Genomic DNA, 13,873 nt, shown 5'->3' on the forward strand with positions numbered 1-13,873 from the left:
TGCTTGCTGTACAGGAGAGGATTCTCCCCTAAGGGAGAGCCCGGCAGAGGGGCTCCCCGTCCCAATATCGCTGCTTCAGTGCAGCCCTAGCAGATTCACCGTATGGTGGCCGATCATCCATTCCTCGTTGGTCGGCACCACCAGCACTTCCACCTTGCTGTCCTTGGCGTGGATGCGCGTGGCGTGGCGCTGGTTGGCGGCGGGGTAGAGGCGCAGGCCGGTCCATTCCAGCCATTCGGCGATACGTGTGCGCACCGGCGCCGCGTGTTCGCCGATGCCGCCGGTGAACACCAGCGCATCCAGCCCGCCGGCGGCCATCGACAGGTGGCCGATCATGCAGGCGGCGCGGTAGCAGAACAACTCGATGGCGTCCTTCGCCGATGCTTCGTCGGAGTCGAGCAGGGTCCGCATGTCCTGGCTGATGCCGGACACGCCGAGCAGGCCTGACTGCTTGTAGAACAGGTTGCTGAGGGACTTGGCGTCCATGCCCTTCTGTTCGATCAGGTGCAGGATCACGCCGGGATCGAGGGCGCCGGTGCGGGTGCCCATCATCAGGCCGTCCACTGCGGTGAAGCCCATGCTGGTGTCGCGGCTGACGCCGTCGCGTAGCGCGCACATGCTGGCGCCGTTGCCCAGGTGGGCGACGATGATCGGGCCGCCGGCCTTTTCCTCGCCGAGCAGATCGGGCAACTGGCGGGACACGAACTCATAGGACAGGCCGTGGAAACCGTAGCGCTTGACTCCCTCGTTGTAGAGCGCCCGGGGCAGCGGGAAGCGCGACGCCACCGGCAAGCGGGTACGGTGGAAGGCGGTGTCGAAGCAGCCGACCTGGCGCACGTCGGGCATCAGCGTAAACAGCGACTTGATGGCCCGCAGGTTGTGCGGTTGGTGCAGTGGTGCCAGCGGGATCAGGGTTTCCAGCTCGCCGACCACTTCAGGTGTCAGCACGACCGGCGCGCCGTAGTGGTCGCCGCCATGCACGATGCGGTGACCCGCGGCAATGATGTCCACGCCGGGGGTGTGGCGGTTGATCCACTCGAAGAGGAATTCCAGCGCCAGGCGGTGCTGGCCGTTCTGGTCGGTGCCCTCCGGCACAGTCAGGCCTTCGGCGAAACGTTCGCCGGTGCTGCTGTCCACCGCGTGCATCAACGGCTCGGCGCCGATGCCTTCCACCTGGCCGGACAGGCGTGGCCGGTCGGCCAGCTCGGGGATCATCGGGAAGAGGGCAAACTTCAGGCTCGACGAGCCGGCGTTGAGGATGAGGATGGCTTTCACAGGCGGACTCCCTGGCGGCGTTTATGGGCCATCAGCTGGGCGATGGCGCAGGAGGCGGTACGGGTTTCGGCGGTATCGGCACGGCTGGTCAGGACGATGGGCACGCGGGCACCCAGCACCACGCCGGCCATCAGCGCGTCGGCGAGGTATTCGAGCTGCTTGGCGACCATGTTGCCGGACTCCAGATCGGGCACCACCAGGATGTCGGCCTGGCCGGCCACCGCAGAGCGGATGCCCTTTGTTTTGGCGGCTACCAGCGACACCGCGTTGTCGAAGGCCAGCGGGCCGTCGAGCAGGCCACCCTTGATCTGGCCGCGGTCGGCCATCTTGCACAGGGCGGCAGCGTCGAGGGTGGAGCGGATCTTGACGTTGACCGTTTCGACGGCGGACAGGATCGCCACCTTGGGTTCCGGCACGCCCATCATGATCGCCAGTTCGATGGCGTTCTGGATGATGTGCACCTTGTCGTCGAGGGTCGGCTCGATGTTGATCGCCGCGTCGGTGATCAGCAGCGGGCGCGGGTAGGTCGGCACGTCGGCCATGAAGACGTGGGAAATGCGCCGCGACGTACGTAGGCCAGTATCCTTGGCGACGACTTCGCTCATCAGTTCGTCGGTGTGCAGCGAGCCCTTCATCAGTGCCTCGACCTCGCCGCAGCGCGCGAGGCGCACGGCGATCTCGGCGGAGGCGTGGCTGTGCGGCGCATCGACGATACGCACGCCGCGCAGGTCGAGGCCCTCCTGCTCGGCCACTTCGCGGATCTTGCCTTCCGGGCCGACCAGCACCGGGATCACCAGGCCGGCGTCCCGCGCCTGCAGCGGGCCGCGCAGGGATTCGGTGTCGCAGGGGTGGGCCACGGCGATGGGGATCGGCTCCAGGCCCTTGGTCAGCGCCAGTGCATGCAGGTAGCGCTGCTGGCGGTCGGAAATGGTGATTTCCGGCATCGCGACACGCAGGCGCTTGATTTTTTCGGTGGGCGCCATCACCTCGGCGGTGCCGTCGATGACCTTCAGCCCGTCCTGGTTCATGCACTGGCAGTCGAGCAGCAGGTGGTGGTTGTGTTCGAAGCGCTGGGTGCAGGTGATGGTGACGGTCAGCGTGTCGCCGATGGTGATCGGTCGCCAGAACTTGAGGGTCTGGCCGACGTACACGGTGCCGGGGCCGGGGAATTCGGTGCCGAGGATGGATGAGATCAGCACGCTGCCCCACATGGAATGCCCGACCACCTCGCGGAACTGGCTGGAGCGGGCGAACTCCGGGTCCACATGGGTCGGATTCACGTCTCCCGACATCACGGCGAAGAGATGGATGTCTTCCGGGCGCAACGTGCGTACCAACTGGGCGGAGTCGCCCACGGCAATTTCGTCAAACGTCCGGTTCTGGATGAAATCACGAGCGTCGATCATGGCGATATCCTGTTTTGCGTTGCAGCACTGTGATTCTATCGAATGGCGATCAAGGAACTTTAGTATTAGATCAAAGGAATGTTGCGTTGCGTCAGCATGATGTCTCGATCCAGTCCGGCACGCGAGAACTGCGCCTCGAAGCGGCAAAATCGAGCATGCTAGAATCCGCCTAAACCCCATTCAAACTGCATTCAGGGATATCCATGGAAGTGATCGTTCTCGCCGCCGGACAAGGCAAGCGCATGCGTTCGGTGTTGCCCAAGGTACTGCAGCCGCTGGCCGCCAAACCGATGCTGGCCCATGTGCTGGATACCGCGCGGGCGCTGGAGGCGCGGCGCATCGTCGTGGTATACGGCCACGGTGGCGAGGTGGTGCGTGAGGCGCTCGACGCACCCGATCTGGCCTGGGCCCGGCAGGATCCGCCCCAGGGCACTGGCCACGCGGTGCAGCAGGCCATGCCGCTGGTCGAGGACGGCGACGTTGCGCTGATTCTCTACGGCGACGTGCCGCTGATCGGCGTGCCGACGCTGCAGCGCCTGATGCAGGCCGCCGGTGCCGAGCGCCTGGCCCTGCTCACGGTCACGATGGACGATCCCACCGGCTACGGCCGCATCCTGCGCAACGCAGCCGGGCAGGTCACCCGCATCGTGGAAGAGAAGGACGCCACGCCCGACGAGCGCGCTGTCCGCGAAGTGAACACCGGCATCCTCGTTGCTCCCGTCGCGCGCCTGCGCCACTGGCTGGCGGCTCTCACGAATGACAACGCTCAGGGCGAGTACTACCTCACCGACATCATCGCGATGGCTGTCGCCGATGGTCTGGAGGTCGTCTCCACTCAGCCCGACGCCTTCGAGGAAACCCTCGGCGTCAATAACAAGACCCAGCTCGCCGAGCTCGAGCGGATCTACCAGCGCGGCATCGCCCGCCGTCTCACCGATGACGGCGTCACCGTCATCGACCCGACCCGCCTCGACGTGCGGGGGGAGTTGATCTGCGGCCGCGACGTGGAGATCGACATCAACTGTATCTTCGAAGGTCGTGTCGAGCTTGGTGATGGCGTGCGCATCGGCGCCAACTGTATCGTCCGGAACGCGAAGATCGGCGCCGGCACCCGGATCGCCGCCTTCTCCCAGATCGAGGATACCGAAATGGGCGAGGCCTGCATCATCGGCCCCTACGCGCGCACCCGCCCCGGCACCGTGCTCGGCAAGGACGTGCACCTGGGCAACTTCGTCGAGGTCAAGAACAGCGTGATCGCCGACCACTCCAAGGCCAACCACCTGGCCTATGTCGGCGACGCCGACATCGGCCAGCGGGTCAACGTCGGCGCCGGTACCATCACCTGCAATTACGATGGCGCCAACAAGTTCCGCACCATCATCGAGGACGACGTCTTCATCGGTTCCGATACCCAGCTGGTTGCGCCGGTCCGGGTCGGGCGCGGTGCCACCCTCGGCGCCGGTACCACGCTATCGAAGGATGCGCCGGCCGAGCAGCTCACCGTGTCGCGGGCCAGGCAACTGTCGATCCCCGGCTGGAAGCGCCCGGTCAAGATCAAGAAGGCCTGATGCCATCCCTCATTTCCGGTCCGGCCGTGCAGGCCGGGCAACTCTGAAAGGTTTCCGATCATGTGTGGCATCGTCACCGCCATCGCCCGTCGCAACATTGTTCCCGTCCTGCTCGAAGGCCTGCGCAAGCTCGAATACCGCGGCTACGACTCCGCCGGCCTGGCCGTCCTCAAGCAGAACGGCACGCCCACGCTGCAGCGCCTGCGCGCGGTCGGCCGTGTCGCCGAACTGGCGGCTCAGGCCGACGCCACCGGCCTGACTGCAGAAATCGGCATCGCCCACACCCGCTGGGCCACCCATGGCGTGCCCTGCGAGCGCAATGCCCACCCGCACATCTCCGGCGGCCTCGCCGTGGTGCATAACGGGATCATCGAGAACTTCGAAGAGCTGCGCGACGGCCTGCGCGCCAAGGGCTACGCCTTCACATCCGAGACCGACACCGAAGCCATCGCCCACCTGCTGCACGACAAGCTGAAGACCATTCCCGACCTGTTTGACGCGGTGCGCGCCACGCTGGCCGAGCTGGTTGGCGCCTACGCCATCGGCGTGATCAGCGAGATCGACCAGGGCCGCGCCATCGTCGCCCGCAAGGGCTCGCCGCTGCTGCTGGGCATCGGCGAGGACGGCCACTACGCCGCTTCCGACACCGCTGCGCTGCTGCAGGTCACCCGCAAGGTGGTGTACCTCGAGGACGGCGACGTCGCCGAGCTGCGTCTTGACGGCTACCGCGTCACGCGCCAGGACGGCACCCCGGTGGACCGCCCGGTACATCTCTCCAGCCTGTCCGCCGATGCGGTCGAGCTCGGCAAATACCGCCACTACATGCAGAAGGAAATCTTCGAGCAGCCCCAGGCCCTCGCCAACACGCTGGAGATCATCGCCGGCGGCGGCAGCGTGTCGCCGCAGCTGTTCGGCAGCGACGCGGTGGACGTCTTCGCGGCCACCCGCCGGGTGTTGATCCTCGCCTGCGGCACCAGCTATCACGCCGGCCTGGTGGCCCGCTACTGGCTTGAGGCTATCGCCAAGTTGCCGTGCTCAGTCGAGATCGCCAGCGAATACCGCTACCGCGAATCGGTGCCCGACCCTGAAACCCTGGTGGTCGTCATCTCCCAGTCCGGCGAGACCGCTGACACCCTGGCCGCCCTCAAGTTTGCCAAGGGCCTGGGCATGACCAAGACCCTGGCGATCTGCAACGTGCCCGAGTCCGCCATCGTGCGCGAAGCCGCACTGCGTTTCATCACCCGTGCCGGCCCGGAGATCGGCGTTGCCTCCACCAAGGCCTTCACCACCCAGTTGGCTGCTCTGGCCCTGCTCACGCTGGCCCTCGCCAAGGTGAACGATCGCCTCTCCGACGCCGACGAAGCCAGCCACCTGGCCCTGCTGCGCCACCTGCCGGTGGCCGTCGCCAAGGTCGTCGAACTGGAGCCCGAGATCGAGCGCTGGGCCCAGCGCTTCGCCGGCAAGAACCACGCGCTGTTCCTCGGCCGCGGCATGCACTACCCGATCGCCCTGGAAGGTGCCCTCAAGCTCAAGGAAATCTCCTACATCCACGCCGAGGCCTACCCGGCCGGCGAACTCAAGCACGGCCCGCTGGCCCTGGTGGACAAGGAGATGCCGGTCATCGCCGTAGCCCCCAACGACAGCCTGCTCGAAAAGCTCAAGTCCAACCTGCAGGAAGTCCGTGCCCGCGGCGGCGAGCTCTACGTGTTTGCCGACGTCGGCTGCGAGATCGCCGAATCGGAAGGCGTGCACATCCTGCACCTGCCCGAACACTACGGTCTGTTGTCCCCCATCCTCCATGTCGTGCCGCTGCAACTGCTCAGCTACCACGCCGCGCTGGTGAAGGGCACCGACGTGGACAAGCCGCGCAATCTGGCCAAGTCGGTGACGGTGGAATAATAAGGGGCGCCTCCTTCTTCACACGGCAAGAAACTTTTGCTCCGTGAAAGACGTTTGCCTTCATATGATGGGCGGTCTTTCACATGCAGGAGGGTATCGGCGGAATGGCTGAATCATATTCTCCATATGGGGAAGTGATTCAGTCATTCCGCCGGATCGTTTTGTCGCACCGTCAAAGCTCTTTCATGTTTCCCGTAGTTTCCGTGATGTGAAAAGAGAAGTTGTCCTTATGAAAAAAGGGATCTGTCATTTGACGGATCCCTTTTTTCATAAGGAGCAGACAATCTGTTGCGCCATCACCGAATTGTCAGGCAATGGCCTTGCAGGCCCGCGATGAGTTCCATATTTTTATTTTCGGCAGCGCTAGTACATTGTCCGGAATGATTTTTTCATTTTTTCCTGGCGGGGGCGAGAGCGGATGTGGGCGCGGAGCAGGCGTCGCCGTTCAAACTGTTAAATTTTGGGTGATTACACGAAATGAATCGGCTTGCATTGTCCGGGCAAGCCTTGTCTGGCTAAGATGGACTTGCTCAGGGGCGACGGTTTTCACTATGAGCGCCTGTTCCCCTGCTTCATCTGGTGTCCTCTTATGGTGCTTGGTCGTTCATCATGCGTCGCGCGCTAGCCAGGCTCTTTGCCGTGATGGCAGGTGTTTTGCCGTCTCTCCCTGCCCATGCCGAGGACTCCGCATTCCAGTCTGTGGCTTCCGCCGTGGAGTTCAAGGGCTTTGGTACCCTGGGAGTGGCGCGCTCGGACAGCAATGATGCCGAGTTCGTGCGCGATCTGTCCCAGCCACGGGGGATAACGAAGCACTGGACCACCCGCAATGATTCCGTGCTGGGCCTGCAGATGAATGCGCACCTCGGGCCGCAGACCGAAGGCGTTTTGCAGGTGATCAGCCGCTACCGCCCCGAGGGGACCCACACGCCGGAAGTGTCCTGGGCCTTTCTGCGTCACGAATTCTCTCCCGACCTGCAGGTCCGCGTCGGCCGGCTGGCGCCGGAAATCTATATGCTGGCCGATTCACGGCTGGTCGGTTACTCGAACATCGCCATTCGCCCCCCGGCGGATTTCTATGGCTCCCTGGTCTTCGCCTATTTCGATGGCGCCGATGTCATGGTGAGCTCTGCCGTTGGGGATGGGGTGCTGCGTGGAAAGCTATATGGAGGGCGGTCCCCGGAAAGAACGGGATTCTACGACCCGGTGACTTGGGACATCAGGGGGTCGCGGCTGTTCGGTGGCTATCTGGATTACCTGAAGGGGCCATGGCAATTCAGGGCCACTCACATGGAGGTGAAATTCTCGGCTTCCGAACTGCCATTGAATTATCTGGCCAATCTCTGGATTGGCTCGATCCCGGCGCTGGCGCCGTTCAGGTCGATTGCGCCTGTCGATATCACGGGCCAGCTTCCCGAACTCAGCACCGTCAATACCCGCTCCCGCTTCGATTCCATCGGTGTGGTGTACGACAAGGGTGCCTTGCAGCTCCAGGGGATGATCGGACGAATCAAGCATCAATCCGAGTCCTATGAGGATAGCCGGGCCGGCTTCGTGCTCGGGGCATATCGGATCGGTGTGCTCACGCCCTACATGGGCTATTCCTGGGTGAGGAGTTCCCCGGGCAATGTCACGACAGTCCCGGCGGGTCCGTTTGGCCCCGCGTTGAATGCGTTTGGGAAGCAGATCGTCGCGGCAACCCATCTGGATCAGCATACGGCGACACTGGGGATACGCTGGGACTTCCGGCCAAACTGGGCCTTGAAGTTCCAGGCGGATGCCATTCGTGGCAGCACCAATTCGACATTCCTGTTCCGCGGTCCCAATGTCCAATGGGATGGGCGCATGAATGTATTCAGTGCCGCGCTGGATTTTGCCTATTGATCCGCCATGGCGAAGCTGCGTACGCTCCTATTCGCGCTGCTGGCCCTGCTGGCATCCACGTCCGTGTTGGCGGAGGTGGTCGTCGTGGTGGGGGCCGGCAGTGGCATCAAGGCTCTGAAGCAGGACGAAGTCATCAACATCTTCCTCGGCCGCTACCGAAAACTGCCGTCGGGCGTCCTCGCCAGGCCTTATGACCTTCCCGCTGGCGATGAGCTGCGCACGGCGTTCTACCGCAAGCTGGTGGACAAGAATCCGGCGGAAATAAGCGCCTATTGGGCGCGACTCTATTTCTCGGGCAAGACGAAGCCACCCGAAGTGAGCGCCTCCGTACAGGAGCTGATCAAGGCCGTGGCGACGGTCGAGGGTGCGATTGGCTATGTCGAACGCAGTCAGGTCGATGAGCGGGTGCGGATCGTCTTGCCCCTGGGGAATCCATGAGCGCCCCCGACATCGTGGAACAGGATGCGCCGCAAGCCGTGATGTCGGGCTTCAGGAACCACGGTATTGCCGTGCATGCAGCGGGAGTGACGGTCGTCGCCTTCCTCGTCGCCGCCATTGTCTCGATGACCTATACCGCGCATGTGACCGGGGAGCGGGCGACCCGCACCATCGAGGCCCGCCTCGAAAGTCTGCTGGGGACAGTGGAAAGCGCGCTGAAAGTGGTGTGCTACGTGCAGGACCGTGAATTGGCCAAGGAGGTTGCCCTGGGCTTGATGAGCAATCCGGAAGTGCTCGGCGTGGCCATCCGCAGCGATGCCGAGGTCCTGGCGCAACTCGAGCGGGAGGGCAGTCGCCGCCCAGCGGCCAGTCATGTCAAACCCATTACCCGGCGTATCGGATCGCCCTTCAGCAAGGACAAGACGATCGGTGAAATCACCTTGCTGGCGGACGGGCAGGTCGTTGCCGCACTGCGTGACTCCGATATTCGCTTGGCGCTGCAGCAACTGGCGCTGCAATTGTTATTCGTGCTGCTGGTCATCGTGGCGGCTTTCGGGCATTTCTTCATTCGCCCGATGCTCCGGATTTCCTCGGATCTGAAGCGCAAGACGCCTGGGGACCGCAAGCACCTGTCGGTGCCGCGGGGGCATGCGGGCACCGAACTGGGCCAGTTGGTGGGGGCCATCAATGCCTTGTCGGATCGGCTGGCCGACGCCATGGATGAGTCGGAGCGGGCGCGCCAGCTGGCGGAGGCGGCTTCGGAAGCCAAAGGCGTCTTCCTGGCCAACATGAGTCATGAGATCCGGACGCCGATGAACGCCGTGCTCGGGCTGGCCCGCATCGGGGCGCGGGACAGCCAGGAGGCGCACGGACGGGATCATTTCAAGCGCATCCTGACGGCGGGGGAGCACCTGCTGGGCGTACTCAACGATATCCTGGATTTTTCGCGCATCGAGGCCGGCAAGCTCGACATCGACGCGGCGCCGATCTGCCTGTCCGCCTTGATCGCCGAGACGAGCGAACTCGTGCGCCCCCGTTGCCAGGAAAAGGGGCTCCATCTCGCCCTCGATACCGCACAGAACCTGCCCGCCTGGATTCAGGGCGATGCACTGCGGATACGGCAGATCCTGGTGAACCTGCTTTCCAATGCGGTCAAGTTCACCGCCAGGGGGCATGTGTCACTGGCGGTGCGGGTCGAGGAGGGCGACTTGCTGTTCGAGGTCGCGGATGAAGGCATCGGCATGAGCGCAGAGGTGCTCGAGCGCATCTTTCTGCCTTTTGAGCAGGCCAACAACCAGACCACCCGCAACTTTGGCGGAACCGGGCTGGGGTTGGCGATTTCGATGCGCCTGGCGCACCTGATGGGGGGCGGAATCGAGGTGCAGAGCACGGTCGGGCAGGGCAGCCGCTTCAGCCTGCGTCTGCCCCTGGTCGAGGCCACGGCACCTCCATCCCGCTCCGACTGCCCGGATCAGGCCCTGCCCGCAGCGAAGCGGCTGGCGGGCCTGCGGGTGCTGGCTGCCGAGGACGTCGAGCTCAATCGCGTGGTGCTGGAGGATCTGCTGCTGCATGAAGGCGCGTACTGCCGCTTTGCCGAGAACGGCCGCCAGGCCGTCGATTGCGTCAAGCAGCAGCCCGCCGCCTACGACGTGGTGCTGATGGACATCCAGATGCCGGAGATGGATGGCTACGAGGCGACCCGCATGATCCGTGCGCTGGCCCCCGGCCTGCCGGTGATCGGCCTGACCGCCCACGTGGTGCAGCGGGAGCAGGAGCGCTGTCTGGCGGCGGGCATGGTGGCCCATGTGGCCAAGCCGATCGAGCCGGACCGCCTGGTGGCGGCGGTCCGGCAGGTGGTCGATTTCCGTCTGATCGACCCGCGCACGGCCCCGCCGCAGGGCAGCCTGGCCGGTAGGCCGGAGCCGGTAGTGGCGCAGGCCCGCCTGTCGGGCGCTGCCGGCGCCGGCGTGCTCGACTGGGCCGCCCTGCGACAGCGCTTCGCCGGCCGGCCGGCCCTGATTGACAAGCTGTTGCGCCGGGCGGTGGACGATTTTGGCGAGATGCCGGCTGCGCTACGCCGCTTGGGTGCCGAGGCGAACTTTGCCGAACTCCAGTTTATTGCCCACCGCCTGAACGGAGTCAGCGGCAATCTGTCCGCCACCTCCTGCCAGGAACTGGCGATGCGTTTGGAGCACGCCGCCAGAGAGGCTAGCCCCGAGTGCCGGCAACTGGCCGGGCAGCTGGCCTATGCATTTGATGCCTTACGGCTGGAGATTCAGGCCAATCTCGACCACACGGGTGTCCCACCGGGAAAACCGCGATAATGGCGGCCAATTCGTTTTGAACGCCATTTCGGAATTCCCCCATGGAAATCAAGGTCAATTTTCTCGACAAGCTTCGTCTCGAGGCCAAGTTCGATGACTTCACGGTAATCGCCGACCAGCCCATCCGCTATAAGGGCGATGGCTCGGCACCGGGGCCGTTCGATTACTTTCTGGCGTCCTCGGCCCTGTGTGCGGCTTATTTCGTGAAGCTGTACTGCGAGACCCGCAACATCCCCACCGAGAACATCCGCCTGTCGCAGAACAACATCGTCGATCCGGAAAACCGCTACCAGCAGATCTTCAAGATCCAGGTCGAATTGCCGGCGGATATCTCCGCCAAGGACCGGCTGGGCATCCTGCGTTCCATCGACCGGTGTACCGTCAAGAAGGTCGTCCAGACCGGGCCGGAGTTCGTCATCGAGGAAGTGGAAAACCTGGATGCCGACGCGCAGGCCCTGCTGACGCTGAAAGCGGACGCGGAAACCAGCACCTATATCTTGGGCAAGGATTTGCCGCTGGAGCAGACCATCGCCAATATGTCCGGCTTTTTGGCCGGCCTGGGCATCAAGATCGAAATCGCCTCGTGGCGCAATCTGGTGCCCAATGTGTGGTCGCTGCATATCCGCGACGCGCATTCGCCGATGTGCTTTACCAACGGCAAGGGCGCAACCAAAGAAAGCGCGCTGGCGTCGGCGCTGGGCGAATATATCGAGCGCCTCAATTGCAATCATTTCTACAACGACCAGTTCTGGGGCGAAGACATCGCCAATGCGGCCTTCGTGCATTACCCGGACGAGCGCTGGTTCAATCCGGGCAAGAAGGACGCGTTACCCAAGGGCCTGCTCGACGATTACTGCCTCGAGATTTACAACCCGGATGGCGAGCTGCGCGCGTCGCACCTCTACGACACCAACTCCGGCAATGTGCAGCGCGGCATCTGCACGCTGCCTTATGTGCGCCAGTCGGACGGTGAGGTCGTCTATTTCCCGACCAATCTGATCGACAACCTGTTCCTCAGCAATGGCATGAGCGCCGGCAATACGCTGGTCGAGGCGCAGGTGCAATGCCTGTCGGAAATCTTCGAGCGGGCGGTCAAGCGTGAAATCCTCGAAGGCGAAATTGCACTGCCGGATGTGCCGCAGGACGTGCTGGCGAAATACCCGGGCATCGTGGCCGGCATCAAGGGTCTGGAAGATCAGGGTTTTCCGGTGCTGGTGAAGGATGCGTCGCTGGGCGGCGAATTCCCGGTGATGTGCGTCACGCTGATGAACCCGCGTACCGGCGGCGTATTTGCGTCCTTCGGCGCGCATCCCAGCCTGGAGGTGGCGCTGGAACGCAGCCTGACCGAATTGCTGCAGGGCCGCAGTTTTGAAGGCCTCAACGATCTGCCGCGGCCGACTTTCGAAAGCAACGCCGTCACCGAGCCGAACAACTTCGTCGAACACTTCATCGATTCCAGCGGCGTGGTGTCGTGGCGCTTCTTCAGCGCCAGGGCCGATTACGAATTCGTCGAATGGGACTTCTCCGGCCATGGCGAAAACTCCAATGCCATGGAGGCCGCGACCTTGTTCGGCATTCTCGAAGAGATGGGCAAGGAAGTGTATATGGCCGTATATGACCAACTCGGCGCCACGGCCTGCCGCATCCTGGTGCCGGATTATTCGGAAGTCTATCCGGTGGAAGACCTGGTCTGGGACAACACCAACAAGGCACTGCTGTTCCGCGAAGACATCCTGAACCTGCATCGCCTCGACAATGTCCGCCTGCAGGCGCTGCTCGACCGGCTGGAAGACAGCCAGCTCGACGATTACACCGACATCATCACCTTGATCGGCGTCGAGTTCGACGAGAATACGGAATGGGGCCAGCTGACCATTCTGGAATTGAAACTGCTGATCAATCTCGCCCTGCAGCAATTCGAAGCGGCGAAGGAACTGGTGGAAGCCTTCCTGCAATACAACGAGAACACGGTCGAGCGCGGCTTGTTCTACCAGGCCCTGAACGTGGTGCTGGAAGTGGTGCTGGACGACGAACTGGAACTGGACGATTACGAGGCCAATTTCCGCCGCATGTTCGGCAACCCGCGCATGGACGCGGCGATGGGCTCGGTGGATGGCAGCGTGCGCTTCTTCGGCCTGACGCCGACGAGCATGAAACTGGAAGGGCTCGACCGCCACCAGCGCCTGATCGACAGCTACAAAAAGCTGCACACGGCGCGGGCCAGGGTGGTGGCTTTGTCCTGCTCCTGACACTCCCCTCCTGGCGGTCGAACCCCGCCGCTCGGCCCGCTGTCAAAACCGGACGGCGGGCGCCGGGCGCCTTCCGTAGAAGGAGGACACGGAGATGAGCACCTACACCACACGGCTGATCGGCTCTGAATTGGTCGCGGAGCGGACGATGGCCTTCCATTTCGAAAAGCCCGCGGACTTCGTATTCCGCGCCGGGCAGGCGATCGACCTCGCCTTGCCGACCGTGGAGGAGGACGGGCAGGCCGCCCGCCATGCCTTCTCGCTGGTCAGCGCCCCCCACGAAGCCCGCCTGAGCATCGCCACCCGCCTGCGGGGCAGCGCCTACAAGGAGGACCTGCGCGCGCTGGCGCCGGGCGCCGCGGTGGACATCGACGGTCCGTTCGGCAGCCTGACCCTGCACAAGGACGCCGCCCGCGACGCGGTGATGGTGGCCGGCGGGATCGGGATCACGCCCTTCGTCAGCATCCTGCGCCAGGCGGCGCAGCAGCGCGTGGCGCGGCAACTGGTGCTGGTCTATTCGAACCGGCATGCCGAGGATGCCGCTTTTCTGGACGAGCTGCTGGCTCTGGCGCATGACACCCCCGGCCTGCGCGTGATCCCGACGCTGACCCAGGCCGACGCCGTGCCGCCGGGCTGGACGGGGCGCAGTGGCCGGGTGGACGGCGCGCTGCTGGTCGGCCTCGCCGCCACGGCGCCGATCTACTACCTGGCCGGGCCGCCGGCCTTCGTCGAAGCCATGCAGGCCGACCTGTGCCGCCACGGCGCCGATGAGGACGATATCCGCAGCGAAGGCTTCTACGGCTACTGACGGGCTGCAGATTCGGGAGAGCGGC

Annotated in this window: 9 protein-coding genes; 7 read left to right on the forward strand and 2 right to left on the reverse strand. The window is 64.0% G+C overall.

What is annotated here, in order from left to right; genetic code table 11:
- Positions 1-75: 75 nt before the first annotated feature.
- Together AC1PQG_RS01315 and AC1PQG_RS01320 are read right to left on the reverse strand one after the other, a co-directional pair.
- On the reverse strand, positions 76-1,275 hold the full coding sequence (locus AC1PQG_RS01315) for an acetate/propionate family kinase (protein WP_481120883.1): 1,200 nt from the start codon (positions 1,273-1,275) through the stop codon (positions 76-78).
- Complete coding sequence (locus AC1PQG_RS01320) at positions 1,272-2,681, reverse strand: bifunctional enoyl-CoA hydratase/phosphate acetyltransferase (RefSeq protein WP_481120884.1); 1,410 nt, start codon at positions 2,679-2,681, stop codon at positions 1,272-1,274. The genes AC1PQG_RS01315 and AC1PQG_RS01320 overlap by 4 nt, the downstream gene beginning before the upstream one ends.
- A gap of 203 nt (positions 2,682-2,884) precedes the next feature.
- On the opposite strand from AC1PQG_RS01320, the gene glmU reads away from it, so the two are divergent.
- From glmU to AC1PQG_RS01355, 7 genes are all read left to right on the forward strand, one after another.
- On the forward strand, positions 2,885-4,249 hold the full coding sequence (gene glmU / locus AC1PQG_RS01325; RefSeq protein WP_481120885.1) for a bifunctional UDP-N-acetylglucosamine diphosphorylase/glucosamine-1-phosphate N-acetyltransferase GlmU: 1,365 nt from the start codon (positions 2,885-2,887) through the stop codon (positions 4,247-4,249).
- 60 nt (positions 4,250-4,309) lie between these two features.
- A complete protein-coding gene (glmS, locus tag AC1PQG_RS01330) occupies positions 4,310-6,148 on the forward strand; it encodes a glutamine--fructose-6-phosphate transaminase (isomerizing) (protein WP_481120886.1) in 1,839 nt (612 codons plus the stop codon).
- A 609-nt stretch (positions 6,149-6,757) separates the two neighbouring features.
- Positions 6,758-8,029, forward strand: a complete 1,272-nt coding sequence (locus AC1PQG_RS01335; protein WP_481120887.1) for a hypothetical protein — start codon at positions 6,758-6,760, stop codon at positions 8,027-8,029.
- Positions 8,030-8,035: 6 nt separating this feature from the next.
- Positions 8,036-8,467 carry a hypothetical protein gene (locus tag AC1PQG_RS01340; RefSeq protein ID WP_481120888.1) on the forward strand — a complete coding sequence of 144 codons (432 nt, stop codon included), beginning with the start codon at positions 8,036-8,038 and terminating at the stop codon, positions 8,465-8,467.
- Positions 8,464-10,791: an ATP-binding protein gene (locus AC1PQG_RS01345; protein WP_481120889.1), complete on the forward strand. Its 2,328-nt coding sequence runs from the start codon at positions 8,464-8,466 to the stop codon at positions 10,789-10,791. Before AC1PQG_RS01340 ends, AC1PQG_RS01345 begins: the two co-directional genes overlap by 4 nt.
- 41 nt (positions 10,792-10,832) lie before the next feature.
- On the forward strand, positions 10,833-13,040 hold the full coding sequence (locus AC1PQG_RS01350; protein ID WP_481120890.1) for an OsmC domain/YcaO domain-containing protein: 2,208 nt from the start codon (positions 10,833-10,835) through the stop codon (positions 13,038-13,040).
- 94 nt (positions 13,041-13,134) lie between these two features.
- Complete coding sequence (locus AC1PQG_RS01355) at positions 13,135-13,848, forward strand: ferredoxin--NADP reductase (protein WP_481120891.1); 714 nt, start codon at positions 13,135-13,137, stop codon at positions 13,846-13,848.
- The last annotated feature ends 25 nt before the right edge of the window (positions 13,849-13,873 follow it).

The organism is Zoogloea sp. GDB6, from assembly GCF_056724105.1.

Coding starts and splice junctions, on each gene's coding strand:
- AC1PQG_RS01320 (WP_481120884.1), bottom strand. CDS start 2,681: ATGATCGACGCTCGTGATTTCATCCAGAACCGGACGTTTGACGAAATT.
- glmU (WP_481120885.1), top strand. CDS start 2,885: ATGGAAGTGATCGTTCTCGCCGCCGGACAAGGCAAGCGCATGCGTTCG.
- glmS (WP_481120886.1), top strand. CDS start 4,310: ATGTGTGGCATCGTCACCGCCATCGCCCGTCGCAACATTGTTCCCGTC.
- AC1PQG_RS01335 (WP_481120887.1), top strand. CDS start 6,758: ATGCGTCGCGCGCTAGCCAGGCTCTTTGCCGTGATGGCAGGTGTTTTG.
- AC1PQG_RS01340 (WP_481120888.1), top strand. CDS start 8,036: ATGGCGAAGCTGCGTACGCTCCTATTCGCGCTGCTGGCCCTGCTGGCA.
- AC1PQG_RS01345 (WP_481120889.1), top strand. CDS start 8,464: ATGAGCGCCCCCGACATCGTGGAACAGGATGCGCCGCAAGCCGTGATG.
- AC1PQG_RS01350 (WP_481120890.1), top strand. CDS start 10,833: ATGGAAATCAAGGTCAATTTTCTCGACAAGCTTCGTCTCGAGGCCAAG.
- AC1PQG_RS01355 (WP_481120891.1), top strand. CDS start 13,135: ATGAGCACCTACACCACACGGCTGATCGGCTCTGAATTGGTCGCGGAG.